The following is a 22504-nucleotide window of genomic DNA, read 5'->3' as shown; positions in this document are numbered from 1 at the left end:
CTTCACTGGCTCCATCCCGCCCGGATGAGCGCGTAGAAGAGGAGGAGCCGAGGCACCCGGAACAGCACCATGGTCAAGAAGTAGCGCAGCGGGATCCGGTACAGCCCGGACAGGTAGCAGAGCATCGAGAAGGGGATCGGCGAGATGCTCCCGATCGCGATCGCCCAGTACCCGTAACGTTCGAAGAGCCGGTCTATCCTGAGTCGCGTCCGCTCGATGCGCGCCGCGAAGAGGCGGAGCCGCGCGATGCGGCCGGCGAGGCGGTAACCCGTGCAGCCGCCGGCGAGCGAGGCGGCCGAGATGGCGATCAGGGGCGCGACCTGCGAGCCCCCCGACGTGATCGCGGTCAGCATGTAGAATTGCGGCGGGATCGGGAACGAGAACGCATCGGCGAGGAAGGTGCCGACGAACATCCCGGCGAGGCCGAAGCGGTCCACGAACCCGCGGCCGAGCGCGTCGAGCTGTTCGCGCGCGAGGTGCGCCGCGAGCGCGATCCCCGCGAAGAGCGCGGACAGGCTCAGCGCCAGCTGGATCAGCGTGCGCCACAGATCTCGCCGATCGCCGCGCGGGCGCGGCTCGCCCTGCCGAGGCGTCAGATCGCCTCCAGCCGGCGGCGCTGCAGCCGCTCGATGATCCGCCTGCTGCGGAGGGTGCTTTGAAATATCCGCGTCGCCTTCTCGAGGGCGTCGAGGAGCTTCTCCTCGGCGCCGTCTTTATCGACATAGGCGAAGGGCCGGTGCGCGTTGATGACCTCGAACGAGTCCTTCTCGTCGTGATGAGCCGAATAGAAGATGACGGGCACTTCGGGCTGCACCTTGCGGATCTGGTCGCAGACCCAGAATCCCTCCTGCCCTGACATCCGCACATCGACGATCACCGCGCACGTGTCCTCGGTGAAGGCGGCGACCCCGTCCACGGCCGAGGAGCATACGACGAGGCGATATCGCTTCGAGAGGAGGGCGCCGAGCGGCTGCCAGATGCTCCTGTCCCCGTCGACCAGGAGCACGAGAGGAAGCCGCGTGGAGTCGGGCGTCTCGCGATCCGGTCGCTCGGCTGGATCGGCTTCGAGCAGGGTGTCGGATTCCTTGGAGGGCATTCGTCGTCGATCGGGGAGGGCGCGTCAGGAGCCGCGATGACGCAATGTACCACGCCCGGCGCATCGAGCCAGCGCCGGGGCGCGCGGGTGCGGCAGCGGGAACCGAGATGACGTCGGCGCGGGGCCGAGGTGTTCGCGTTTCGGCGTTTCGCGTGCCGTCGCGCGGTGGGCGGCGGCCAGGGATTCGTCTATGCTCTGCGCGGAGGCGTGGCCTCATGGTGAGGCGCGCTGGCCTCCTGCAAAGCGCTGCTACCGTGCCGGGTCGCGCGCTCGCTTTCTTCTCGTGCGCTGGCGCGGGCTGCCGGTCGGCAGCGGGTCGCCCACCGGGGAGAGTCGCCGTTCCACAACCGAGGTGAGCTGCCCATGAAGAACGCAGAACTCCGATCGATCTTGCCCGTCATCGCCGCCGTCCTCGGCCTCTTTGCCGCAGGGGCCGCAGGGTGCAAAGACGAAGAGATCCTGAACGCATGCAGCGAGCTCTGCAAGCACCGCATCCTCTGCGCGGAGGAGAACGACGCTCCGCCGCCGAGCAAGACGAGCTGCGAGACCGCGTGCCTTGGCCTCGAGGGGAATGACCTCGTGGAGCGAACCGAGGAGTGCGTGAACGAGGCGTCCTGTGATTACGTCGCGTGCGCGGACCCTTGAACGCGGCGTCCTAGCCCGCGCGCGGGAGGCGGGGGCGCCTCGCCTCCCGGACGGATGGCGCGAGGAGCGGCGGAGCGATCAGAGCTCCGCGTCGCACTCGGGCGCGTCGCGGAGCGGGCCCGAGGCGCGCGGTCCGTCGAAGTGCAGGAGCTCGAGATCGACGAGCTCGAGGCGCTTGAGCGTCAGATCCAGCGGGCCGACCGACACGCCTGCCACCGCCTCGGCGTAGGCCCGCACGCCGCCGTCGACCCGCGCGTCGTACGAGCAGTAGGGCGGCGCCGTCTCCGCCGTGACGCGCGCGTACGCCTGGACTCCGACGTTCGGCCCGACGATGCCGTACAGGCGCGCCCGGAGCTCCGCGCCGGCGCTCACCTTGCCGGACGCCGTGATCAGGCCGGGCGCTCCGATCGAGGCCGAGCCCGAGGCCGAGCCGGACGGCTCCCAGATCGTGCTCCAGTTGCCGTTCCGGTAGTCGACCCCGGCCTCGATCTCGGCGGTCGCCTGCACCTGGGCGTCCACCTCGGCGGCCGTGAAGGACAGCCCCAGATCCGCCTTCGCTCTCGGCACGACGTCCGTCGTGACGATGACGGGGACCGGGCCCACCCAGAAGGTCAGCGTCGGCAGCGGTATGCTCAGGGCGCCCCCGGCGAGCTCCAGGAGGTCGACCGAGCAGGTCCCCGTGACCGTGCCGGTGCCCTGGAGCCTGGCGCTCACGTCGAGCTGGCCCGACGCGACGAGGCGGAGCTGCTTCAGCTCCGGCACCGGGTTGAGCTTGCCCTTCGGGCCGACATGGACCTCGAGGTCGAGCGCCGGCGAGAGCTCGGCCGTGACGTCGAGCGCCGCCGCCCCGTGCGCGGTGACCCCGCACGACGCCGGGAGCGAGGCCGAGGAGAGCTCGAGGAGCTTCATGGAGGCGCCGGACGAGATCTTCAGGGCCTCCGCCGCGCTCGCGATCTGCTCGTCGTCCTCCACGCCGAGCTCGCGGGTGCGCGCGACGTGATCGTCGATGGCGCGCGCGTACTCGCGCGCGTCGTAGTGGACGTGGAAATGGCCCTCGGTGATGAACTCCGTCAGAGGAGCGGGCGTCGTCGCGAGCGCCACACGCGTCGCGTCGATCGTGCGCACGCTCACGACGCGGGCGAGGTAGCCGCCTCCCTGCGTGCCGCCGAGCACGTCGCCCGCGGCGAAGGGCGCCATGCTGCCGTCATGGGTGATGACGAGATCGTGGTCCTCGAGCACTGCAGCGACGAACCCCGGCTCCTTCTCGGGCACGCGAGCGCGCTCCGAGAGCGTGAGAGGGCTGACAATATCGACGGTGCCGGGGGCCGGCAACTCGGTAGGATCCGCAGCATCGCTCGAATCCACGGCGCACGCCGCGAGCTGAGGAGCGCTGACCGCGATGAACACGGCGGAGATGAGGCGCGCCGTCGAGGCGCGGCTCCCAGGGAGGGTGGTTTTCATGCGCGCCGACGCTACGCGGGTATTGTGGCGAGCTGGTTACAAAAATGAGACTTGCTGTCTCCTGGAGAATGGATATCGGCCCACCACGGTGGGTGGATATCCATGAATCGGTGTCTCCGGGGCGCGAAGAGCGCTTATCGAAACGAGCGATTCTCGACGCCGTGCGAGCTCGTCCATGACGTGGTGAGCGAGCGTGCTCGTGATGGCGTGCGAGCGTGCTCGCGGTGTGGCGCGCGGGCGCGCTCATGGATGGTCTCGGGCGGCGCCGGGCCTCGGACCGGGATCGGGTCGCGCTCGCGCGGCGTCGGCCAAGGGGAACGCCCTTCGGTTCGTGGATGGATGGATGGAAGAAGGAAGGGCGCGGAGAGCGCGCGTCGCTTTCCGCGGACAAGGGCGCGGCGGCTCGGCAGGGTCGAGCCGGGGCTCGGGGCCCGAGGCCACGGCGCGCGTCAGGCGATCGATCGTCGTCGCCGCGATCTCTCGCGATGCGCCGGTCGCCGCTCGCTCCCGATCGAGGCGTCGCGGTCGAACTCGTGGAGCTCCGGCACGGAGCACAGCGGGCACGAATCAGCGTGCCTGCCGCTCGGTCTTCGTGCTCTCGCGCAGCCGAGGCCCCGAGGCTGCCGCTGCTGGGCGGCCTCGGCCTGTTCTACCTGGGGTGAGTAACGGGAATCGAACCCGCGACAACTGGAGCCACAATCCAGTGCTCTACCAACTGAGCTATACCCACCGTTCTTCGCGGCCCGTTGGGCTGCGAAGGCCTGGCAGAATACTCAGCTCCGCGCAGAGTGCAATCACGGAAACGCACCGCGTGTCGCTCTTCGAGCCCCCACCCCTGGATCCGGCCACCTTTCGAGCCCCTCGCCCCGGCTTCCCGCCCTGACCCCCAAGGAGGCGCCGGCCTCCTCCACTCCTCCAGCAGGGGACCCCCGCGGGACGGCGGCCCGCCGGCGCCCCCCTCGGCCCGGCTCACGCCTCGGCCCCGGTTCCCCGGCGCGCGCCGGTCGCCTCGCTCAGAGCGTCGTCCACCGGCGCAGCGCGGCCCGGCGGGCCCGGTCCAGGTCCGCGCGGTGGCGGGTCGAGATCGGCGCGCGCTGCGCGGGATGCGCCGGCGGTACCGACCCTCCAGCCGGGTCGTCTGCTGCCTCGCGGCCGGACGCCGCGAGCAGCGCCGCCGCGAGCGAGCTCTCGAGCGCGGTCAGGTCGTAGCCGCCCTCCAGGAAGATGGCGAGCCGCCCGCCCGCCTTCGCGGTCGCCATCGCCGCGAGCCGGCGGCCCATCGCCGCGTACGCGGCGCGCGACAGCTTCATCGCCGCCATCGGATCGCGCTCGTGCGCGTCGAACCCCGCCGAGACCAGGATCAGCTCGGGCGCATACTCGTCGAGCACCGGAAGGAGGAGCTCGTCGAACGCAGCCTCGTAGACCGCGTCCGTCGCGCCGTCGGACAGCGGCACGTTCACCGTGTAACCGGTGCCTTCGCCTCCGCCGAGCTCGTTGGCGGCGCCGGTGCCGGGATAGAACGGCCACTGGTGCAGCGAGCAGAACAGCACCCGCGGATCGTCCCAGAAGATGTCCTGCGTGCCGTTGCCGTGGTGCACGTCGAAGTCGACGACCGCCACCCGCGAGAGCCCGCTGCTCAGCGCCGCCTGCGCCGCCACGGCGACGTTGTTCAGGAGACAGAAGCCCATGCCGGCGTCCCGCGTGGCGTGGTGGCCAGGCGGACGGAGCAGCGCGACCCCGAGCCGGCCGGGGCCGGCGAGCACCGCGTCGACCAGCGCCACCGCGGCGCCCGCGCCGCGCCTCGCCGCCTCGACCGAGCGCGGGACCACGTACGTGTCGGGGTCGAGCGCCGCAAAGTGGCCGCTGAGCCGGCCGAGCGACTCCAGGTACCGCGGGGCGTGCACCCGGGCGAGCTCTTCCTCGGTGGCGTCGCGCGACGCCACGTGCTCCAGCGAGAGGCCGGCCGCGGCGCAGCGCTCGATGGCGCGGCGGGCGGCCTCGAGGCGCTCCGGGCGCTCCGGGTGCGCGCCTCGCGAGCGATGTTGCTCGAACAGCGCGTCGTCGACGACGTAGAGGCGCGGGGCTTCGGAGTGCGGCTGATTCAAGTGCACCATGAGCTGGGTGGAGAGTTGTAGCAGCGCCGCAGCGGATGGTAGCTTGCCCTGAGCCCCGGAAAGAAGGAGTGGAGACGCAGGATGCGCGGAAAGATCATCGCAGTCTTCGCCGTGATTGTCCTCATGGTCGGAGGGCTTTTTTACGCCCTCACGCGCGCCTCCCTCGCGGAGATCGGGCGCCCCGGCGAGGCGCCGCGCGCGCTCGCGGCCGCCATGGCGCAGCTCCAGGTGGACGGCCTCGTGCTGGAGCGGTGGCTCGACTCCCACGCGAGCGACCCGAAGCTGCGCGAGCCGTTCAACGCCGGCACCGCCCCGGCCCGCGCCGAGGCGGCCACCAGCGCCGCCAACGCCATCCGGGAGGCGGTCGCCGCCTCGCCCGAGCTCGCCAGGACCCCGCCCTCCCTCGTGGTCCTGGTGGACACGAAGGGCGTGGTGCTCGGGCGGAACGCCTCCGCGCTCATGCGCGGAGACAACCTCGGCGCCGTCTACCCGTCGCTGAAGCTCGCCATCGAGCAGGGGGTGACCGGCTCGGACGTGTGGGTGAGCCGGGCGCGCAACGAGCAGCTGCTCGCGTCCTACGCGCCCATCCGCAGCGACGCCGGGCAGATCATCGGCGCCGTTGCGGTGGGCACCGCGCTGAACGACGAGCGGCTGACCAACGCGAGCGAGCGCACGAGCGGGCGCGTCCTCGTCGTCGCGACGCAGTCGGGCGACGGCCTCGACGTGGTGGCGAAATCGCGCGACGCCTCCCCGCAGCTGGTCGCGGCGCTCACGGCGTCGCCGGCGAAGGACGGCGCCCTGAAGGCGCTGAGCTCCGGGCAGACGGTCGACATCGGCGGGCTGGCCGGCGAGTACAGCGCCGTCGGGCACGCGCTCGACGGCTACGGCGACGGGCGGCGCGCGGTGCTCCTCAGCATCGCGCAGCTCAGGACGCCGGGGCTCGCGAGCGCGCTGCTCTGGCCGCTGCTCGGCGTCGCCGCGCTCGGGCTCGTGCTCGTCGTGATCGCCGGGTATTTCCTGGACGCGTACATCTCGCAGCCGGTCTCCGAGATCGAGGACGGCCTGCTCGCGATCATGAACGGCCGGACCGACCTCCGGTTCCAGATCGAGCACGCCGAGCTCGGTGGGCTCGTGTTCCGCCTGAACTCGCTCCTGAACCAGCTGCTCGGGGTGCAGGAGGACGAGACCGACGCCGAGGGGCGCCCGTCGCGCGCGCCGACGTCGGCGTCCTTCCGGGACGCCCTCGAGGTCGACGAGCGGATGGCCGCGCTGTCCGTGGAGGAGATCCCGGCCGACGCCAAGGCGCTCCTGGAGGAGCCGGAGGACGCCTACTACGCGCGCATCTTCGGCGAGTACATCGCCGCGAAGAAGTCGCTCGGCGATCCGGTGGACCACATCACCCGCGACGCGTTCGTCGCCCGCCTCAAGGCGAGCGAGCAGGAGCTCGGGCGGAAGCACGGAAAGCCCATGCGCTACAAGGTCGAGGTGCGCGGCAAGGAGATCGTGCTCCTCGCCGTGCCGCTCGCCTGACGCGCGCGGCGCAGCAGCCTGGGAGCGCGCGCAGCGAGGCGCGGCGCCGCCCGCGGCCCGGAGGCGCGCCGCGCCGCGCGGCTCAGTGCAGCACGGCGTCCGGGCCCTCGTGCAGCTCGACGCGCCCCGACGAGGGCTCGCGGCGGAGCGCGATCACGTCGGCGAGCTCGCAGCCCAGGGCGATCGCCGGCGATGAGGTCGTGACGATCCACTGCACGTTGGGCAGCGCGGCGCGCAGGCGCGCGGCGAGCGATCGCTGGCGGTGCACCGGCTGCTGCGCCTCGATGTCGTCGATCAGCACGACGCCCTCGGCGAGGCGCGGATCGCCGCTCGGGTGCGCGGACGCGAGCGCGCGGAGCGCGAGCGCGCCGAACGCGACGGTGTGCCGCGCGCTCCGCCCGAGATCGTCGAAGTCGACGCGCTGGCCGTCCGCGCGCTCGAAGATCGGCTCGAGCCGGAGCGGATCGACGCCGGCGTACGTCACGCCGTGGCCCTCGAGCAGCGCCTCGAGCACCTCCTTGAGCGCGCGATCGAGCGCGCCGAGCCGCGCTGCCTGGGCGCCCGGCCAGGCGTCCGAGAGGGCCTCGGGCCGGCTCTTCCGGCCGTCGCGCGCGATCGCCGCCGCGATCGGGACGAACGAGAGCACCTGCTTCGTCTCGCGGGCGAGGTCGGTGCGCGTCGCGTCGTCGAAGCTCGCGGCCGCGCGGACGTCGTAGCGGAGGACGCTGCGCTCGGGCGTCGTCAGCACGATCGCGCTGCGGGAGAACCAGCGCGCTCCCGAGAGCGCGACGAGGACGAAGCCCCCCTCGGCCGCGCGCCGCTCGAACAGCGACTGCTCCCTCCGCCGCAAGATCGCCGCGTCCTCGGGCTCGTCGAGGCGCGCGTTCGGGCTCGTGACCCGCAGCGGGTGCGCGCGCGCCGGGTCGTCCGTGCCGAGCATCCAGTCGGCGACCACGAGCGGCTGCGCGCCGTCGTCTCCGCGCGGCCTCGGCTGCGCGACCGCGTACCCGGGCCGGGTCGAGGCGATCGCGGACAGGATCGAGGTCTTGCCCACGCCGTCGCCGCCGAAGAGGACCACGAGCCGGCGCGGCGCGCCGGCGGCGTCCTCGAGCGAGAGCGAGAGATCCTCGAACGGGCCGACATGGACGAGGCGGACGCGGGAGAGCAGCACCGCCCGCGAAGCTACCACCGCGCAGCGCGCGTGGAACGCCGCCGTCGGCGTGGCGCGCGCGGACGTCGACGGCGCGGCGAGCGCCTCCGACGCGCCGTGGCATGCCTCGGGTGCGCGCGGGCGCCCCCGCCCACCCGGTGGCGCGCGGGGGCGCCGCAGCCTAGATTCGTCGTCCGGGGTCGTCACCGTGCTGCGCAAGCTGCCTCCGCCGGATTTCCGCTACGTGTGGCTCCACCCGGAGCCCGGCTCGACCGGCGCGCTCGCCGCGGCCGGGACCGCGGGGCTCGCGGGCGCCTCCGCGGCCGTCTGGAGCGCCGGGGGCCACGCGCTCTCGCTGGGGCTCATCGCGATGGGGAGCGCGCTCGGGCTGCTCGCGCTGGTCCGCGCCGAGCACCGCCCCCCGATCCAGCGCGGCGCGCGCGAGGTGACGATGGCCGTCGTGCCCTGGGGGATCGTCGTCGACCCGGACACGGAGCCGCGGGTGCTGCGGTGGCCCGCCGTCCAGCGGGTGAGCGTGGACGTGTCGCACACGATGCGCGGCGGGACGCCGGCCATCGTGTCGAGCCTCGTGACGGTGCACACCGAGCGCGACGTGCTGGCGGGCCGCGCCGCGGGCGCGGTGGACCTGGAGCGGCTCCTCGCCAACCTCGAGGGGTATGCGCAAGAGGCGTCGCGGCCCGTCGCCGCCGACCTCGCGGGGCTGACGGTGCTGGGCGACGGCGTGACCGAGCCGATCGCCGCGGCGCTGCTGCAGGCGGCGGACGGCATCTGCGCGACGAGCCGCGGCGACGCGCAGCTCGCGCTGCCGGGGGGCGGCTACCGCACGGCGGCGGCGGCGCGCGCCGCGGCGCCCGAGACGGTCGCGGCGCTGCGCTCCGCGCTGTCGTGGAGCCACGATTGCCCCGCGGATCCTCGGCCGCTGGCGGCGGTCGTCGCCGGCGCGTTCGGGGCGGTGGAGCTCGTGCCCGAGCTCCTGCGGCTCGCGAGCTCGCCGCACCCGGTGGTCGCCGCGTTCGGCAAGGCCGCCGCGCTCCGTCTGGGGGCGCCGCCGAACCGCGCCGGCTCGCTCGACGAGGTCGCGGCCTTCCTGTTCGAGGAGGATGTGGAGATCGGGAAGCGGTGGATCGCGTCGGCCCCGACACTTTGTTTGCGACCCCGGGCCCAAGCTTGCTAGCTAGAGGGGTCGGCAGCGCGTGCGCTGCGGTTCGAGCGGCCTGCGCGCGGAGGCCGTCGTCCCGCGGGGCTCCGTCCTCACGGCGCGCTGCCGGCGGGTCGTCCACCGCGCCGGGTCGGCTATGAAACGGGCTCCGTCGCCACCGAAGCCGTCTTCAGGGGGAGCGCGCCGCCGCCTGGCCGCCGCGTGGGTCCTCGGCCTCTCGCTCGCCGCGTGCGCGGAGCACCACGCGGCAGGGCCGCCCCCGTCGCAGAGCACCGCGCGCGCCGCGCCGTCCGCCGCGCCGCCCGTGGGTCTCGCCCTCGCGCCGCCCGCGGGCCTCGCCCTCGCGTCGCCCGCGCCGCCCATGGTGGACGGCGCCTGGGTCGAGTCGGTGCGGCTCGAGCGCTGGGCCGAGGCGGCGGAGCGGCTCGACGCCCTGCCCATGGAGCAGCGCGCGCTGCCCTCGATGAAGTACGCGCGGGCGCGCGTCGCGTTCGAGCTCGGGGATCACGGCAAGGCGGTGGAGCTGCTCCACGGCCTGGAGCAGGAGCTGCCGCTCCTCGCCCGCGAGGTGGCGCGCTACCGGGCGGAGGCGGCGTTCGTCGCGGGGCCGTTCCACGTGGCGGCGGCGTACTTCGAGCGCTCGGGCAGCGCGCCCGGCCTCGCGCGCGCCGCGCTCGCCACCATGAAGGGCGGCGATCTCAAGCAGGCTCGCGCGCTCGCCGATCGGGCCGTGGCCGCGGCGCAGCGCGCGCGCAGGTCGCGCGACGAGGCAGCGGCGCGGATGGCGCGGGCGCGCGTCCTGCTCGGCGTGCGCGACGCCGCCGAGCGCCCGGGGGAGAAGTCCGCCGCGGCGGCCCTCGCGCACGCCGACCTCCGGTGGATCGTGAAGAGCGCGCCGTCGTCGCCCGACGGGCGCGACGCCGCGGCGCTCCTCGCCGCCTTGCCGGGGCAGCTCTCGCAGGAGGAGCGGCTCCAGAAGGTCGACGCCATGGTCGCCGGGGGCAGCGCGGCGGAGGCGATCGCCGAGCTCGACAAGATGTCGGGCGTGCCGGCGTCGGAGCTCCACCACCGCAGGGCCACGGCGCTCTACCAGGCGCGCGACTACGAGGCCGCGGCCGCGGCGTTCCTCAAGGTCGCCGCCTCGCCGTCGGCGCGCCAGGCGGAGCAGCTGCACCTCGCGGCGCGCTCGCTCTCGCGGCTCCGGCGCGAGGCGGAGGCGATCGAGCGGCACCTCGCCGTCGCGCGCAGGTTCCGGAAGACCCGCTGGGGGGAGCTCTCGAGCCTGCTCGCCGCGCGGCTCCTCATGCAGGTCGGGCGCTACGCGGAGGCCGCCGCGCAGTACGGCCGGTTCCTCGAGGTCTATCCGCGGAGCGATCGGCGCGACGACGCGGCCTACGAGCGGGCGCTCGCGACGCTGTCGACGGGCGGCGCCGCGCGCGTGCGGCGGCCGCTGGAGCAGCTCGCGCGGGACGCGAGGCCGGCCGACGCGGCGCGGCTGCGCGAGCTCGCCGGGCTCGCGGCGCTGCGCGGAGGCGACCGTGACGGCGCGGTGCGGCTCTGGACGCAGGTGATGCGGGAGCAGCCGCTCTCGTGGGGCGCGCTGCTCTCGCGCTCGCGCCTCGCGGCGGTGGGCGCGCCCATGCCGCCGCTGCTCGTCCCGGCGTCCCTCGGGGACGCCCGGGCGGTGGAGGTGAAGCTGCCGCCGGCCGCGGCGCTGCTCGCGTCGATGGGGCTCGACGGCGACGCGGAGAGCTACCTCGCCGAGAACGAGCGAGAGGCGACGGCGGCCTATGCGGGGCAGGAGAGCGAGGCGCTCTGCCGGATGTACGGCATGCTCTCGCCCGCGAAGCGCCGCTACCGCGTGGGCACGCAGGCGGTCTCCGCGGCGGCGCTCCAGCGCGCGCCCTCTCAGGCCGAACGCTGGGCGTGGGAGTGCGTCTATCCGGAGCCGTACGCCGGCGAGGTGCGCGCGCTCGAGGCGCAGCACGGGCTGCCGAGGGGCCTCGTTCACGCGCTGATGCGCCAGGAGAGCGCGTTCGATCCTGTCGTGGTGAGCCCCGCGAGCGCGGTCGGGCTGATGCAGCTCATGCCGTCGACGGCCGAGAAGGCGGCGGGCGAGCTCTCGCTCGGCTTCGACCTCGGGCAGCTCAAGAGCGCGCCGCTCAACCTGCGCCTCGGCGGCTTCTACATCGGCAAGCTGCTCCGGACGTTCGAGGGCAGCCTGCCGCTCGCGGCGGCGGCGTACAACGCCGGTCCGAAGGCCGTGTCGCACTGGCTCGACGGGGGCATCGACCGGGACACCGACGTGTGGGTGGCGCGCATTCCCTACGACGAGACGCGCACCTACGTGGGTCGCGTCCTCTCGAACCTGGCGCGGTATCAGTGGCTCGCCGGCGGGGACGCGGCCGTGGAGATGCTCCCGCTCACGCTCCCCGCGGACGCGCGCGCCCCGGCGGACGCGTACTGAGCGCAATCGCCGGGACGGCAGCGCAGGGATTCCTCCTGCGTTGAAATTACGCTGTGCGCTTGAACTCGCAGGCGGGTGCCTTCACCGTGGTGGGGTGGCTGGGACCGCTGGCAGTGACGGCGTGTTCAAGCGGTGTGGGGTCCTCATCCAGCCCTACGCCGATGCTCGATCCATCGGCCGGCTTCTCTCGTCGGCGCTGGCGTGGCTCCTCGTCGTCTTCTCCGTCGCGTCGCTCGTCGAGCCGCTCGCGGGCCCGATCGTGGCGGCCGTCATGGTGCCGTTCGCGCTGCTCGGGTCGTTGCTCGCGCTGCTCTGCCTCGCGTGCCTGCTCTACACGCCGATCGCCTGGCTCTGGGCGGCGGTGGGCTCGTCCGGCGCGGCGGTCGTCCGGGTGAGCAACGCGCTGTGGATCGAGCGCCCTGGCGATCGGCGCTCGTTCCCTCTCCTCTCGCTCACGCGCGCGCGGCTCTCGAGCTCCGGCGGCGAGGTCGCCTTGAAGACCGACGACGGCGACGTCATCCGGGTGCGCGTCGACGACCCGGTCGACGCGGAGCGGCTGCTCGGCGTGATCGCCGCCGGGCGAGCGCGGGGCACGTGGAGCGCGCGGCTCTATGAAGACGCGCCGTCGCTGCCGCGGCGCGGCCTGTTCGTCGGGGTCGCGGCGCTCATGTCGCTGATCTGCTGGTCGGTGCTCGACTTCGACGTGGCGCTCTCGCTCGGCGTCGTCACGGGCGCCTCGGCGTGGGTGCTCGCGGCGCTGCTCAGGGAGGGCTCCGCGCGCCGCGTGCTGGTGGCGGGCAGCGACGGGCTCTCGCTGCGGGACGACGCCGGCGAGCGCTTCATCTCCTTCGGCAGCATCGAGCGGGTCGAGGAGACGGCACTCGGCGTGCAGCTCGCGCTCGCGGGGGGCGAGGAGCTCTCGCTCACCCTCGTGCCGCCGCAGCTGCTGCGCGATCCCAGCGAGACCGGGCTCAGCATGGTGCTCGCGGAGCGGCGCCGCGAGCACCTGCTCGCGCTGCTGCGGGAGCGGAGCGGGCGCGGCGCCCACGAGGCGGGGCGCGCGGTGGCGCTCCTCGGGCGCCGCGGCCTGCCTGCGCCCGCCTGGCGGGCGGCGCTGCGCCGCCTCGTGGGCGAGGCCGGCGCCGACTACCGGACGGCGAAGCTCACGCGGGAGCAGGCGTTCACGGTGCTCGAGGACGGCGGCGCGCCGGCCGAGCTCCGCATCGGGGCCGCGCTCGCGCTCGCGGGCTCGCGCGACGGCCAGACCGAGGAGCGGCTCCGGATCGCGGCCGAGGGCTGCGCCAACCGAGACGTGCGGCTCGCCCTGGAGCATGCGGCCGAGGGCGACGTCGACGACTGGATGCTCGAGCAGGCGCTCTCGTCCTCGGGGGCGGAGCAGGCGGCGGCGCCGCCGCGGTCCCCGGCGCGGGCCGCGTGAGGCTGCTCGCAGCGTCCTAGCGGTCGCCGCGCGGGCGGGCTGATCGATTCTTCTCGCCCTCCGGCCTTCGAGTTCTCGGTACTCTCTCCAGAGGACGCGCGGCTCCTCGGGTCGGTGTCCAGCCGAGCTGCCGCGGGCGCCTGCTGCGCGCCCGTGGTCCTCCCAGGTAGACCCCCGATGGAAGGCCCGCTCCAGGACCCCTACGCTTCGGTCGCAGTTCACCCCCCGCGCCCCCGCGCGCAGGCGGGCCGCGCCGCGCGGATCGCGCTGCTCGTCGTGGCGCTCTTCGCGTCGGTCGGGTTCGGCGCGCTCGTGGTGGCGCCGCGCCTCGGCGCTCCGGCGCCCTCGAGCGGCGTGGTCGCGCGGCCGTCCCCTGCGCTCGTCATCGCGATCCGCGACCTGTCGCGGCTCGAGACCACGGAGGTGCACGTCGAGAAGGTCGTGGATCTGGCCGACCGGCAGAGCCGCCTGTTCGGCCTGGTGCAGGCCACCGACGCCCTCCTGCTCGTCGCGGTCGGCCACGTCACTATCGGCGTCGATCTCGCGCGGATCGGCGAGGGCGACGTCGCGATGGATCCGGAGACCGGGGTCGCGCGGCTCACGCTGCCGGCGCCCGAGGTCTTCTCGACCCGCCTCGACGAGGACGAGACGTACGTCTACACGCGGTCGACCAGCCTGCTCGCGCGGCGCAACGAGCAGCTCGAGGCGCGGGCCCGGAAGGAGGCGACGGCGGCGATCGAGAAGGCCGCGCTCGAGGGGAACGTGATGGCGCGCGCGAAGGCGCAGGCCGAGCGGCAGATCACGGCGCTCGCGACGCAGCTCGGCGCGAAGCGGGTGGAGATCCGCTGGCGCGAGGTCGGCGGCGGCGGGGGCTGACGCGGGGCGGGCGCACGTCTCGGGCCGTCACGCCGCGGGAGAGCGGTTCGCGCTCGTGGTGATCGAGCCTGCGCCGAGGCCTTGATCCGTGGCGCAGGCCTGGTGGACGAGGGGCACCGTGAACGCGAAGGAGGAGCCCTCTCCGACGCTGCTCTCGACCTTGATGGCGCCGTGGTGCGACTCCACGATCGCCTTCGCGATGAAGAGGCCGAGGCCGAGCCCGCCGTTCTGCTTGCGTCGCTCGCCGAAGTAGCGCTCGAAGATCCGGGGCAGCATGTCGGCGTCGATCCCGGGCCCCGTGTCGGTCACGCTGAACCGCACGAAGCGGCCTGACACGCCGGCGCGCAGGGTGATCGTCCCGCCGGGCGGCGTGAACTTCAGCGCGTTGACGGTGAGGTTGGTGAGCACCTGGAGGATCCGATCGCGGTCACAGAGCACGGGGGGGAGCCCCGCCGGAGCCTCGGTGCGCATCTGGATCTGCTTCGCCTCTGCTTCATCGGCGTGTGTCTCGATCACCTCGGCGAGCAACGCCGCGGGGGACTCGGGCGCGAGGTCGAGCGCGAGCGCTCCGGAGTCGATCATGGCCGTGTCGAGCAGGCTGCGGAGGAGGCGGTTCATCCGCTGCACGGTCCGGTGAACGACGGCCGCACGCCGCGAGATCTCGACGCCCGCTCCTCCGGTCGAGGCCCGCGCGATCAGCCCGGCGTTCAGGTCGATGACGGCGAGCGGATCCCGAAGATCGTGGGCGACCATCGCGAGCGTGTGCTCTCTGACCTGCGCAGCGGAGCGCTCCGCTGCCGCGGCGTTCTCGGCCAGCTCGCGCGAGGCGCGCTCGATCCGCATCGCCCGCGCCACGCCCTCGCCGAACGCGCTGAGCGTCGCGCCGATCAAGAGGAACAGGACCAGGCCGATGACGTCAGCGGGATGGCTGACCTGCAACGCTCCATAGGGCTCGATCCAGTAGACGGCTCCCACGATGCAGAGCACCGTGGAGAGGAGCCCCGGCCAGAGCCCGCCGATCCAGGCGCTGGTGATGATCAGCATCCCGTAGAACAAGACGAGCGGGAGCTTCAAGGCCCACACCGGGGGCACCTGGATGGCAAGGAGAAGCGCGAGCGCGCCGGAGATCAGGGCCGTGCCGTAGCGTACGGCAAGCGAGCTCGAGGTGCGCTTTGGCAAAGAGCTCATGATTGGCGCTGAACTTGACCACGCCGGTCGGGCGTCGCAAGCAGCCATACGCGCCCGGCTATGTCACTTCGGTGGGCGCGGTGCGATCCGCTCCTCGAGGGCGCGAGCGAGCACCGAGAGGAGCTTGTCTGGATCGCAGGGCTTGCAGAGCATGTAAGGCGTGCCGATACGCATCGCGATCTTGTGGAGACCCTCGACCCCGGAGACGAAGACAATCGGAATCTTCTCTCGACCGCTGTTCTCGATGAGCATCCGACGCGCCATCCCCGGACCGTCGAGATCCGGCATTTCCACGTCGAGGACGATCAGATCCGGAAATCGCTCCTCCAGCGCGCGCAGCCCCGCCTTGCCGTCCGTGGCAATCCGCACCCGATGCCCTTCGGCGGTCAACAGCATTTCCATGGCTTCGTTGATGTCGTGGCTATCGTCGACGAGCAACAAATCGGCCATATCCTGCCTCATTCGAGACAACGATCCATCGATCGGGAGCGGCGACGCCGGGGCGCCGGGTGAGGAGCGAGGCGAACGATCGCCGCTCGGTGTGTTGGACCTTGGATAGCACCAAATGTTCTCAGAAGCCCTCTCGCTGCGCCGGACTGGCTGGGAGCCGATGAACCGGGCCGATCGCTTTTATAAGAGCGTTTCATGGCTCTATCGGGGAACCGGCCGACCTCCTGTGCGGCCTCGGCGCCCTCCTGCGCACCGACTTTCAGGGGCTTCAATGCCCGGGAATGAGTCCCTTGAAGCGGAGAGGCGGGCGGGGGAGACGGTGGCTTTCGGCAGCCGTGTCGCTCACTTCTCCAGGTTGCGCTTGGAGAAGGTGTCGTCGTTGATGGACTCGTTCACCTTCACCTTCTTGCGCGTGAGCGTGGTGCTGAGGTTCTTTGTGTGGTCCACCATCTTGAGAGCGCCGGGGGTGCAGACGTCGCTGTCGCAGGAGTAGCCGGTGCGGGTCTCGGTCTTCACCAGCTTGCCCTCGGTGTTGTAATATTTGAGCTCGCTGGGGACGTTCTTGTCCTTCGTGATCGTCATCTCGATCTTGGCGTAGGAGGTCGTCTGGCCGTTCTTGGGGGTGAGCGTGAGCTTGACCTCCTTGCCGCTGGAGGAGCTGACGGCCGGCGTGTAGCTGCCGTACTTCTGAGTGGCCAGGTCTTCCTGGCTGAAGGCCATGCCGAAGGCGCTCTGATCGCTGGTGTGGCTGGCGATGCGGCGGACTTTGCCGAACGACGGCAGATAGACGTACATCTCGGAAGGGGAGAGGATGAGGACCTTGGTGCCTTTGAGGTCCGCGGGAGCGGTGAACTCGGCGAGGCGGGGGTGTCGATCCGGACGCTCTCGCGTAAATGACCGAGCAAAACGCAATATTCTTTGCGCCGCAGCGCGCGTCGTGTCTACCATGCAACGGAGCATCACCACCATGCGCGCGCCCTTCCTTCAGACGCTCGCCCTCGTCCCCACCTTTGCGCTTGTCGCCTGCGGCGCGCGCACCAGCCTACTGGAGCTCGATACTCCGGGCGAGGGGGGCGCGTCGTCAGCGTCAGCGTCGTCGGCGTCCTCCGCCTCATCCAGCGGCGCCGGCGTCGGCGTGCCCTGCTCCGAGGAACTCTGCAACGGCCTCGACGACGACTGCGACGGTCAGATCGACGAAGATGCCCCCACCTCCGGCGACACTTGCCTCACGGGGCAGACGGGCCCTTGCGCGAACGGCAGGGTTTTTTGTGTGGAGGGCGCGCTCGCTTGTATCCCCGATAGTCGGCCGGTGCCCGAGGTGTGCGGCGATGAAGTCGACAACAACTGTGACGGCAAGATCGACGAGGGCTGCGTGCCAGCGAACAACGGCTGCAGCGACGGCACGCGCGAGGCATTCATCGAGGAGGACATTTATCCTTTGATCGCCGGGTGCGCAGGCGGCTTCACCGTACCGGGCGTCTTGATCGATCCATTACCCCAATGTGGGTTCGGCGGCGGAAACACCGGCCAAAACCCCGAGGGCCTCGGCTGCAGCGCCAGCGACCTGTGCGCGAAGGGCTTTCATGTCTGCGAAGGCGCGGATGACGTCGCTCGCCATTCGCCTACCGGCTGCGACGGCGCGGCGGCCGAGCCCGGGCTGTTCTTCGCGACGCGCCAGGGGAGCACCGGCTGTGCGTATTGCACCCTGGGGGACAACAAGGATCCGGATGTGTGCACCGGAGGGAGCTGCGCCCGAGATTGTGCCACCTCAAGAGTCACGGCGAACGATCTCTTCGGGTGCGGCTCCGTCGGCAGAAGGCCAGCCAGCTGCGGCGTTCTCGACCGCACGTCGGGCGATCTCTGCGAAGCCCTCAAAGGGCCCTGGGACTGTGGGGACGACGGCTACAACGAGTCCAATCACGTCATCAAGCCTGGAGCGGCGGGCGGCGGCGTGCTCTGCTGCGCCGATTGAGATCGATCGCTCCGAGTCCGCTCGCGGTAAGAGGCATGTCGTCATCGTGGTGTCGCATCCGTAGCCGTAGTTCGCACGACCGGCTCCAGGCGGCCGAGATCCTCAGGGGGACAGGATGAGCACCTTGACCTGGCTCGGCACGATCCGCATTCCGGGGCAGTTCGTGGAGTTCTGCAGGCTCATGCTGGTCAGCCGGGTGGCCGGCATGCCGCCGACGAGGCAGGTGAACGCGGCGGTGATGTGGCGGGAAGGCCCCATGACCGAGCCGGACGCGACCCCCAGGGCGACGCCGGGCTGATCGCCGACGGAGATGAGCTGCGTCGTCAGCAGGTTATGCGCGGGCGCGCACATGAACAGCACGTTGTACGCCGCTGGCGCGCTCACCGGGCCAAAGGACATGTTCGGATAGGGGATCGGGGCAGGCACCGGCGGGGTGAGGCACACGTCCGGAAACCCCAGGTTCATCCCGCCCATCTGCGTGTTCGCGAACATGATGCCTCCTCAACCCAGGTGGATCTGCTCGCCGTCGATCTTGACGAGCTCCTGCGCGGTCACCAGCGTGTTCTCGCCGCGCAGGCTCATCGTCTTCTTCGCGACGTAATCGACCCGCTCGGCCCGGAGCTGCTCGCTCTCCTCGACGGTGCGGTAGGAGCGCTTCACCCGCTGCGAGAGCCGCTCCAGCACGGAATCGAGGCTCCCGGCGAGGACCTTGGCCTTGCTGATCTCCGCGCGAAGGAGCGTCCCGACGAACGAGAGGCTTTGTAGCGCGACGTTCCCGTCGACGGCGTTCACCGAGAGGCCCGCCGAGACCACCGCCACCTCCTTGGCCGAGACCAGGCCGATGCCGTCCTGCGCGGCGACGCCGAGGCGACCGGCAGGCAGCTTGATGTTCAGGTCGCCGTCGGCGACGATGCTCCCGGGCGCGCCGTCCTCCCGCTCCAGCACGGAGAGCACGTAGCAACGGCCGTCGGTCGCCACGGCAAGGAGCACGAGGTCGCCCGCCTCGGGCTCGAGGAGGCACCCCTTGGCGCGCTTCGCCCTGAATTCGCCGGCGTCGGTCTCCACGACGAGCGCCGCGCCGTCGGCGCGCACCACGGTGCCGAACTCCTGAGTGACCAGAGCCCTCGGCTCCTGCTTTCTCGCCAGATTGCGCATGATTCCCTCGTCAACGCGTAGACGTCTCGACACCCACGGCCGGAGGCTCCGAGCTCCCCCGGCTGCTGCTCAACACCCGTGATTGCCACTGCTCCGCCTCGGCGAGATCCGCGTCGTCGCCGAGGGCGGCCGTCCGGTTGGACCACACGGCCCCTGCGTCCTTGATCCGATGGAGGCGCGCTCGAAACAGGGTCGCCCTCGAGAAGTCGCCGGCCGAGACGTCGGCGTGGGAGAGGTCCGCGTACGTCAGGTTGGCGCCGCTCCAGCGCGCGCCCGCGCACGCGGCCCGGGTCAGGATGCACATCTCCAGGTTAGCGCCAGCGAGGTTGGCCTCGATGAGGCGAGCGCCCACGAAGACAGACTCCTTGAGCACGGCCCCGGCGAGGCTCGCGCCGGTGAGGTTGGCATTCACGAAGAGCGCCCGGCCCGCGAGCGCGCCGTCGAGCTTGGCGCCGGAGAGGTTCGCGTCCTTGAAACCGCACTGCGTCAGCGTCGCGCCGGAGAAGTCGCAGCCGCTGAGATCGGCGCCCGTGAACTGCGTCATCGTGAACGTCATCCCGCGCAGGTCCTGGCCCGCGAGCTTCCCCTCCACGAGCACGACGAGCTCCAGGACGGCGCCGCCGAGGGTCGCGGTCGAGAGATCGGCGCGCACGAGCGCCGTCTGCTTCAGCACGGCGCCCGAGAGGTCGATCCGCTCGGTCCGCACGTCCAGGATGGCGGCGCGGTCCAGGTTGGCGCGCGCGAGCCGGGCGCCCGAGAGGCTCGTGTCGATCACGCTCGCGAGGGTCAGGTCTGCTCCGCTCAGATCGATCGAGGAGAGATCGCCGCCGGTGAGCTGCGCTGCGATCAGGGAGGCGCCGTCCAGCTTCGCCCCCGTGAGGTCACAGTCCACAATCGCCGCAAGGTGCAGGTTGGCGCCCGACAGGCGCGCGCCGATGAAGCTGCAGCCGGTGGCGGTCGACTCCTTCAGCCGAGCGCCAGAGAGGTCCGCGCCGGCAAAGCTCACCTTCTCGAAGATCGCGCCGGAGAGGTCGGCGCCCGAGAGGTCGACGCCCGAGAGGTCGACGTGGGAGATGATCTCGCCGCCCTGGACCAGCTCGACCAGATCATTTCTGTCCATGGTTCTCCGGCGGCGCGATGAAGCGCACGTACTTCACATTGGCCCCCTTCAGGCTCGTCGCGGCGTTTCCGCGCATCTTCGCGGCGTCGACGCGGAACAGGTTGGCCCCCTCGAAGCTCGCGTCGTCGACCTTCGCCTTCTGCAGCACGGCCTCCATCAGATCGATTCCGGACAGCGAGGCGCCCGAGAGGTCTGTCCGCATGAGCATGGCGCCCACCGCGACGGCGCGATCCAGGCGAGCGCCCGTGAGGTCGCACTCGCTGAGATCGGAGCTCCGCAGGTTGGCCTCCGTGAAGTCGCTCCCTCGGAGGCAGGTGCCCCGAAGATTGGCCTGCTCGAGCGAAGCGCCGCGGAAGTCGGCGCCGGTGAACGACGAGCCTGCGATGAGGCGGATGTTGTCGAGCCTGGCGCCGCGAAAGACGGCGCCGTCGCCCTTGCCGGTGATGAACACCGACGCACGGAGGTTCGCGCCGCGAAAGTCGACGCCCTCCACGTTGACCTCGATGAAGGTGCACTTCTCGAGGTCTGCACTGGAGAGCTGGGCGCCGGAGAGGTCGGCGTTGATGAGGACGAGGTTGCGCGCGGTCACGCGGCTGAAGTCAGCCCCGTCGAAGGTCGCCTCAGACAGGTCCGCGTCCGACAGGCGCGCGCCGGTCAGGTCGGCGCCCGACAGGTTGGCCTTGGCCAGCACGGCGCCGGTGAGGTCGAGCCCGCCGCGCATCTTCACGTCGCAAAGGTTCGCTCCGCCGAGGTTCGCGCCGGCAAGGTTCGCCCCGGTGAGATCTGCGCCGAGGAGATTGGCCTTTGCCAGGACCGCGCCGGCGAGGTTCGCGCCGCACAGCCGGGTGCCCGTGAGGACCGCGGCCTCGAGCAGCGCGCCCTCGAGATCGATGCCCGACAGGTCGAGGTGCGAGAGATCGGCGCCCGTGAGATCGCGCCCCACAAAGCTCTCCCCGGTACGGTGCCCGGCAATCACCTCTTCCCGCACGCGAGCGGCCTCCTCGCCGCCCAGCCGGGAGGCCGCCGGGTAGTGGTGAGCGAGCTTCCGGTAGGCAGAGCGCATCTGCTCCTCGACCTCGAAGAGGCGCGCCGCGAGCTCCGGATCACCGAGCTGCGCCTCGAGCTCCGGCCACTCGACTCCGCCGTTCCGCGCCATCTGGGCGACGTCCTCGAGCCGCTCGAGCTCCTTCTTGGCCGAGAACCGGGGCGGGCCGCCGGCTTCCTTCTGCCGTTCGCCCATGATCGCGTCGTAATCGAACCCGTGCTTCGCGCACTCGCCGCGCGCCCTCTGCTCCTCGGCCGCGCGGCGCGCCTCCGCGTCCGCCTTGACCTTCTCGGCCTCGGTCATCGCCCGCTCGACGTACGCCGGCAGCTCGTCCAGGCTGGGCTCGACCACGTCGTCGTCCGGCGGCAGCGGGGCGACGAGCGGCTCCGGATCGAGGCCCTGCGCCCGGATCTTCGCCTTGATCTCCTCGAGCTGCCGCTCCGCCTTCGCGCGGGCGCGCTTCTGCAAGAGCCCTTCCGATCGGAGCAGCCTCGTCATCTCGGCCTGAGGGTCGTCCGGCAGCGGCCCCGCGTCCGGCTGCGGAGGCGGCATCAGATCCGCGTCACGCAGGAGGAAGAGGTGCCCTTTCTCCTTGTCCAGCCGCTGGGCCATGACGGTTCGGTAATGCTCGACCGGCCTGGGTTCGCCCATCGCCTCGCAGCCCGCGACGATGTGGAGCACGTCGGCCGCGTCGTCTTCACGGATCTTGAGCACCCCGCGATAGACGAGGATCCCGCGCTCGTGGTGGGGGAAGAGCCGGACCGTGTCGAGGCGGGTCGCGATCTCCCGGAAGGACTCTCCCTCGCCGGTCTTCTGGTTGATGAAGCACCGCGCCGCCACCCCCGGCAGCGCTCCTTCGATACGGGGCTTCCCGGGGTGCATGTTCTCGATGACGAACGCCTCGTCGCCCCGGAAATACCCCTCGATCTGCTGGTCCGGCGGCGTGGTGTTGAAGAAGCTCCAGTCGAGGTCCCTGGCGAGCTCGGGGAAGCGCTCCTTGAGCCACGCTTCATCGTACGTCCCGACCTTGGAGAAGCGCTGTGGCCAGGTCGGATCGTAACCTCCGAACCCGGCGGGCGGGGGCCGGTCGCCGGGCGACCGGACGAGGCGTCGCGGATCCTCGATGTTGGGCAACGGATGCACCGAGCCGTTGTCGCCGCGCACCGGCGCGAAGCCTTTGCCGATCGGGTTCGGCGCGTAGCCCTCGCCGCCGAAGGCGTTCTGCCATGTGATCGGCATCTCGGTGAACGGCTCCGGATCGGTCATCCCCAGGAGCCCGAAGCGGCGGTCTCCGACGACGTAAAGCGTCTTGTCGATCGCCCCGAGCTGGACCCGCACCGAGCACGCGGCGCGCGACACGGCGCCCGCGGTGAAGCAGCGGCCGTTCACGAGCAGCTCTCCCCGGAGCTTCGGCATGCACTCGTCGAGGATGGCGTCGCTCCCGAGCTCCGTGCCGGCGAACCTCCAGAGGCTCTGCTCGTGGAGCAGGTGCCTCGGCGCCTCGAACGGGAAGAAGACGAGGAGCGTGACGACGAGGTACGGCTCGCCGTCGTTCTCGAACACCTTGGTGAGCAGCCCCAGCCGGTTCGGCTTGATGGTCTTCATGAGGTTCGCTGC

Annotated in this window: 19 protein-coding genes and 1 tRNA gene; 7 read left to right on the top strand and 13 right to left on the bottom strand. The window is 71.8% G+C overall.

Going from position 1 to position 22504, the window contains the following annotated elements; translation table 11 throughout:
- Positions 1-2 precede the first annotated feature (2 nt).
- Both WMF29_RS33095 and WMF29_RS33090 read right to left on the bottom strand, forming a co-directional pair.
- Positions 3-437 carry a YqaA family protein gene (locus WMF29_RS33095; protein ID WP_437324110.1) on the bottom strand — a complete coding sequence of 145 codons (435 nt, stop codon included), beginning with the start codon at positions 435-437 and terminating at the stop codon, positions 3-5.
- A gap of 155 nt (positions 438-592) precedes the next feature.
- On the bottom strand, positions 593-1096 hold the full coding sequence (locus WMF29_RS33090; RefSeq protein ID WP_437324109.1) for a response regulator: 504 nt from the start codon (positions 1094-1096) through the stop codon (positions 593-595).
- A gap of 363 nt (positions 1097-1459) precedes the next feature.
- Between WMF29_RS33090 and WMF29_RS33085 the strand changes: the two genes are divergently transcribed.
- The gene (locus WMF29_RS33085) at positions 1460-1741 is read left to right on the top strand and encodes a hypothetical protein (RefSeq protein ID WP_437324108.1); all 282 of its coding nucleotides are present in this window, start codon (positions 1460-1462) and stop codon (positions 1739-1741) included.
- Positions 1742-1819: 78 nt separating this feature from the next.
- Here the strand turns inward: WMF29_RS33085 and WMF29_RS33080 are convergent, their stop codons facing one another.
- From WMF29_RS33080 to WMF29_RS33070, 3 genes are all read right to left on the bottom strand, one after another.
- Positions 1820-3202: a hypothetical protein gene (locus WMF29_RS33080; protein WP_437324107.1), complete on the bottom strand. Its 1383-nt coding sequence runs from the start codon at positions 3200-3202 to the stop codon at positions 1820-1822.
- Positions 3203-3856: 654 nt separating this feature from the next.
- Positions 3857-3932 (bottom strand) — tRNA-His (locus tag WMF29_RS33075).
- 283 nt (positions 3933-4215) lie between these two features.
- Positions 4216-5316, bottom strand: a complete 1101-nt coding sequence (locus tag WMF29_RS33070) for a histone deacetylase family protein (protein ID WP_437324106.1) — start codon at positions 5314-5316, stop codon at positions 4216-4218.
- Between the two features lie 81 nt (positions 5317-5397).
- Here WMF29_RS33070 and WMF29_RS33065 point away from each other — a divergent pair, with 81 nt between their 5' ends.
- Positions 5398-6846, top strand: coding sequence for an MXAN_5187 C-terminal domain-containing protein (locus tag WMF29_RS33065; protein ID WP_437324105.1), 1449 nt, complete (start codon positions 5398-5400; stop codon positions 6844-6846).
- 82 nt (positions 6847-6928) lie between these two features.
- Here WMF29_RS33065 and WMF29_RS33060 read toward each other — a convergent pair whose 3' ends face one another.
- Positions 6929-8017, bottom strand: coding sequence for a hypothetical protein (locus WMF29_RS33060; RefSeq protein WP_437324104.1), 1089 nt, complete (start codon positions 8015-8017; stop codon positions 6929-6931).
- Positions 8018-8204: 187 nt separating this feature from the next.
- Here WMF29_RS33060 and WMF29_RS33055 point away from each other — a divergent pair, with 187 nt between their 5' ends.
- The 4 genes from WMF29_RS33055 (at position 8205) to WMF29_RS33040 (ending at position 13957) form a co-directional block, all read left to right on the top strand.
- The gene (locus WMF29_RS33055) at positions 8205-9191 is read left to right on the top strand and encodes a hypothetical protein (RefSeq protein WP_437324103.1); all 987 of its coding nucleotides are present in this window, start codon (positions 8205-8207) and stop codon (positions 9189-9191) included.
- Between the two features lie 121 nt (positions 9192-9312).
- Positions 9313-11643, top strand: a complete 2331-nt coding sequence (locus tag WMF29_RS33050) for a transglycosylase SLT domain-containing protein (RefSeq protein WP_437324102.1) — start codon at positions 9313-9315, stop codon at positions 11641-11643.
- Positions 11644-11764: 121 nt separating this feature from the next.
- Positions 11765-13081 (top strand): hypothetical protein, encoded by a 1317-nt coding sequence (locus tag WMF29_RS33045; protein WP_437324101.1) that lies wholly within the window; start codon positions 11765-11767, stop codon positions 13079-13081.
- A 177-nt stretch (positions 13082-13258) separates the two neighbouring features.
- Positions 13259-13957 carry a DUF4230 domain-containing protein gene (locus tag WMF29_RS33040; protein ID WP_437324100.1) on the top strand — a complete coding sequence of 233 codons (699 nt, stop codon included), beginning with the start codon at positions 13259-13261 and terminating at the stop codon, positions 13955-13957.
- Positions 13958-13984: 27 nt separating this feature from the next.
- On the opposite strand, the gene WMF29_RS33035 is transcribed toward WMF29_RS33040, so the two are convergent.
- From WMF29_RS33035 to WMF29_RS33025, 3 genes are all read right to left on the bottom strand, one after another.
- Positions 13985-15145: a sensor histidine kinase gene (locus tag WMF29_RS33035; protein WP_437324099.1), complete on the bottom strand. Its 1161-nt coding sequence runs from the start codon at positions 15143-15145 to the stop codon at positions 13985-13987.
- Positions 15146-15208: 63 nt separating this feature from the next.
- Entirely contained in the window at positions 15209-15595 is a 387-nt protein-coding gene (locus WMF29_RS33030; RefSeq protein WP_437324098.1) for a response regulator, read from the bottom strand.
- 342 nt (positions 15596-15937) lie between these two features.
- Positions 15938-16543, bottom strand: coding sequence for an outer membrane lipoprotein-sorting protein (locus WMF29_RS33025; RefSeq protein WP_437331191.1), 606 nt, complete (start codon positions 16541-16543; stop codon positions 15938-15940).
- Between WMF29_RS33025 and WMF29_RS33020 the strand changes: the two genes are divergently transcribed.
- Positions 16542-17567 carry a MopE-related protein gene (locus WMF29_RS33020; RefSeq protein ID WP_437324097.1) on the top strand — a complete coding sequence of 342 codons (1026 nt, stop codon included), beginning with the start codon at positions 16542-16544 and terminating at the stop codon, positions 17565-17567. The genes WMF29_RS33025 and WMF29_RS33020 overlap by 2 nt on opposite strands.
- A 102-nt stretch (positions 17568-17669) precedes the next feature.
- Here the strand turns inward: WMF29_RS33020 and WMF29_RS33015 are convergent, their stop codons facing one another.
- From WMF29_RS33015 to WMF29_RS33000, 4 genes are read right to left on the bottom strand one after another with little or no spacing between them, the layout of a single operon-like run.
- Complete coding sequence (locus WMF29_RS33015) at positions 17670-18059, bottom strand: DUF4150 domain-containing protein (RefSeq protein ID WP_272095087.1); 390 nt, start codon at positions 18057-18059, stop codon at positions 17670-17672.
- 9 nt (positions 18060-18068) lie between these two features.
- Positions 18069-18722, bottom strand: coding sequence for a DUF3540 domain-containing protein (locus WMF29_RS33010; protein WP_437324096.1), 654 nt, complete (start codon positions 18720-18722; stop codon positions 18069-18071).
- Positions 18723-18732: 10 nt separating this feature from the next.
- The gene (locus tag WMF29_RS33005; RefSeq protein WP_437324095.1) at positions 18733-19842 is read right to left on the bottom strand and encodes a pentapeptide repeat-containing protein; all 1110 of its coding nucleotides are present in this window, start codon (positions 19840-19842) and stop codon (positions 18733-18735) included.
- Positions 19829-22492 (bottom strand): DUF2169 domain-containing protein, encoded by a 2664-nt coding sequence (locus WMF29_RS33000; RefSeq protein WP_437324094.1) that lies wholly within the window; start codon positions 22490-22492, stop codon positions 19829-19831. The genes WMF29_RS33005 and WMF29_RS33000 overlap by 14 nt, the downstream gene beginning before the upstream one ends.
- Between the last annotated feature and the right edge of the window lie 12 nt (positions 22493-22504).

Origin of the sequence: Sorangium sp. So ce381 (assembly GCF_051473845.1) — a bacterium.
GTDB classification, from domain to species: domain Bacteria; phylum Myxococcota_A; class Polyangia; order Polyangiales; family Polyangiaceae; genus Sorangium; species Sorangium atrum.
Note: the sequence above shows the minus strand (reverse complement) of the source record. Positions and strands in the feature narration are given on the sequence as shown.

Excerpts from the sequence above, each read along its gene's own strand:
- WMF29_RS33085 (WP_437324108.1), top strand. The coding sequence starts at position 1,460 with ATGAAGAACGCAGAACTCCGATCGATCTTGCCCGTCATCGCCGCCGTC.
- WMF29_RS33030 (WP_437324098.1), bottom strand. The coding sequence starts at position 15,595 with ATGGCCGATTTGTTGCTCGTCGACGATAGCCACGACATCAACGAAGCC.
- WMF29_RS33015 (WP_272095087.1), bottom strand. The coding sequence starts at position 18,059 with ATGTTCGCGAACACGCAGATGGGCGGGATGAACCTGGGGTTTCCGGAC.
- WMF29_RS33005 (WP_437324095.1), bottom strand. The coding sequence starts at position 19,842 with ATGGACAGAAATGATCTGGTCGAGCTGGTCCAGGGCGGCGAGATCATC.
- WMF29_RS33050 (WP_437324102.1), top strand. The coding sequence starts at position 9,313 with ATGAAACGGGCTCCGTCGCCACCGAAGCCGTCTTCAGGGGGAGCGCGC.
- WMF29_RS33025 (WP_437331191.1), bottom strand. The coding sequence starts at position 16,543 with ATGGTAGACACGACGCGCGCTGCGGCGCAAAGAATATTGCGTTTTGCT.
- WMF29_RS33040 (WP_437324100.1), top strand. The coding sequence starts at position 13,259 with ATGGAAGGCCCGCTCCAGGACCCCTACGCTTCGGTCGCAGTTCACCCC.
- WMF29_RS33010 (WP_437324096.1), bottom strand. The coding sequence starts at position 18,722 with ATGCGCAATCTGGCGAGAAAGCAGGAGCCGAGGGCTCTGGTCACTCAG.
- WMF29_RS33000 (WP_437324094.1), bottom strand. The coding sequence starts at position 22,492 with ATGAAGACCATCAAGCCGAACCGGCTGGGGCTGCTCACCAAGGTGTTC.
- WMF29_RS33080 (WP_437324107.1), bottom strand. The coding sequence starts at position 3,202 with ATGAAAACCACCCTCCCTGGGAGCCGCGCCTCGACGGCGCGCCTCATC.
- WMF29_RS33065 (WP_437324105.1), top strand. The coding sequence starts at position 5,398 with ATGCGCGGAAAGATCATCGCAGTCTTCGCCGTGATTGTCCTCATGGTC.
- WMF29_RS33070 (WP_437324106.1), bottom strand. The coding sequence starts at position 5,316 with ATGGTGCACTTGAATCAGCCGCACTCCGAAGCCCCGCGCCTCTACGTC.
- WMF29_RS33020 (WP_437324097.1), top strand. The coding sequence starts at position 16,542 with ATGCAACGGAGCATCACCACCATGCGCGCGCCCTTCCTTCAGACGCTC.
- WMF29_RS33090 (WP_437324109.1), bottom strand. The coding sequence starts at position 1,096 with ATGCCCTCCAAGGAATCCGACACCCTGCTCGAAGCCGATCCAGCCGAG.
- WMF29_RS33035 (WP_437324099.1), bottom strand. The coding sequence starts at position 15,145 with ATGAGCTCTTTGCCAAAGCGCACCTCGAGCTCGCTTGCCGTACGCTAC.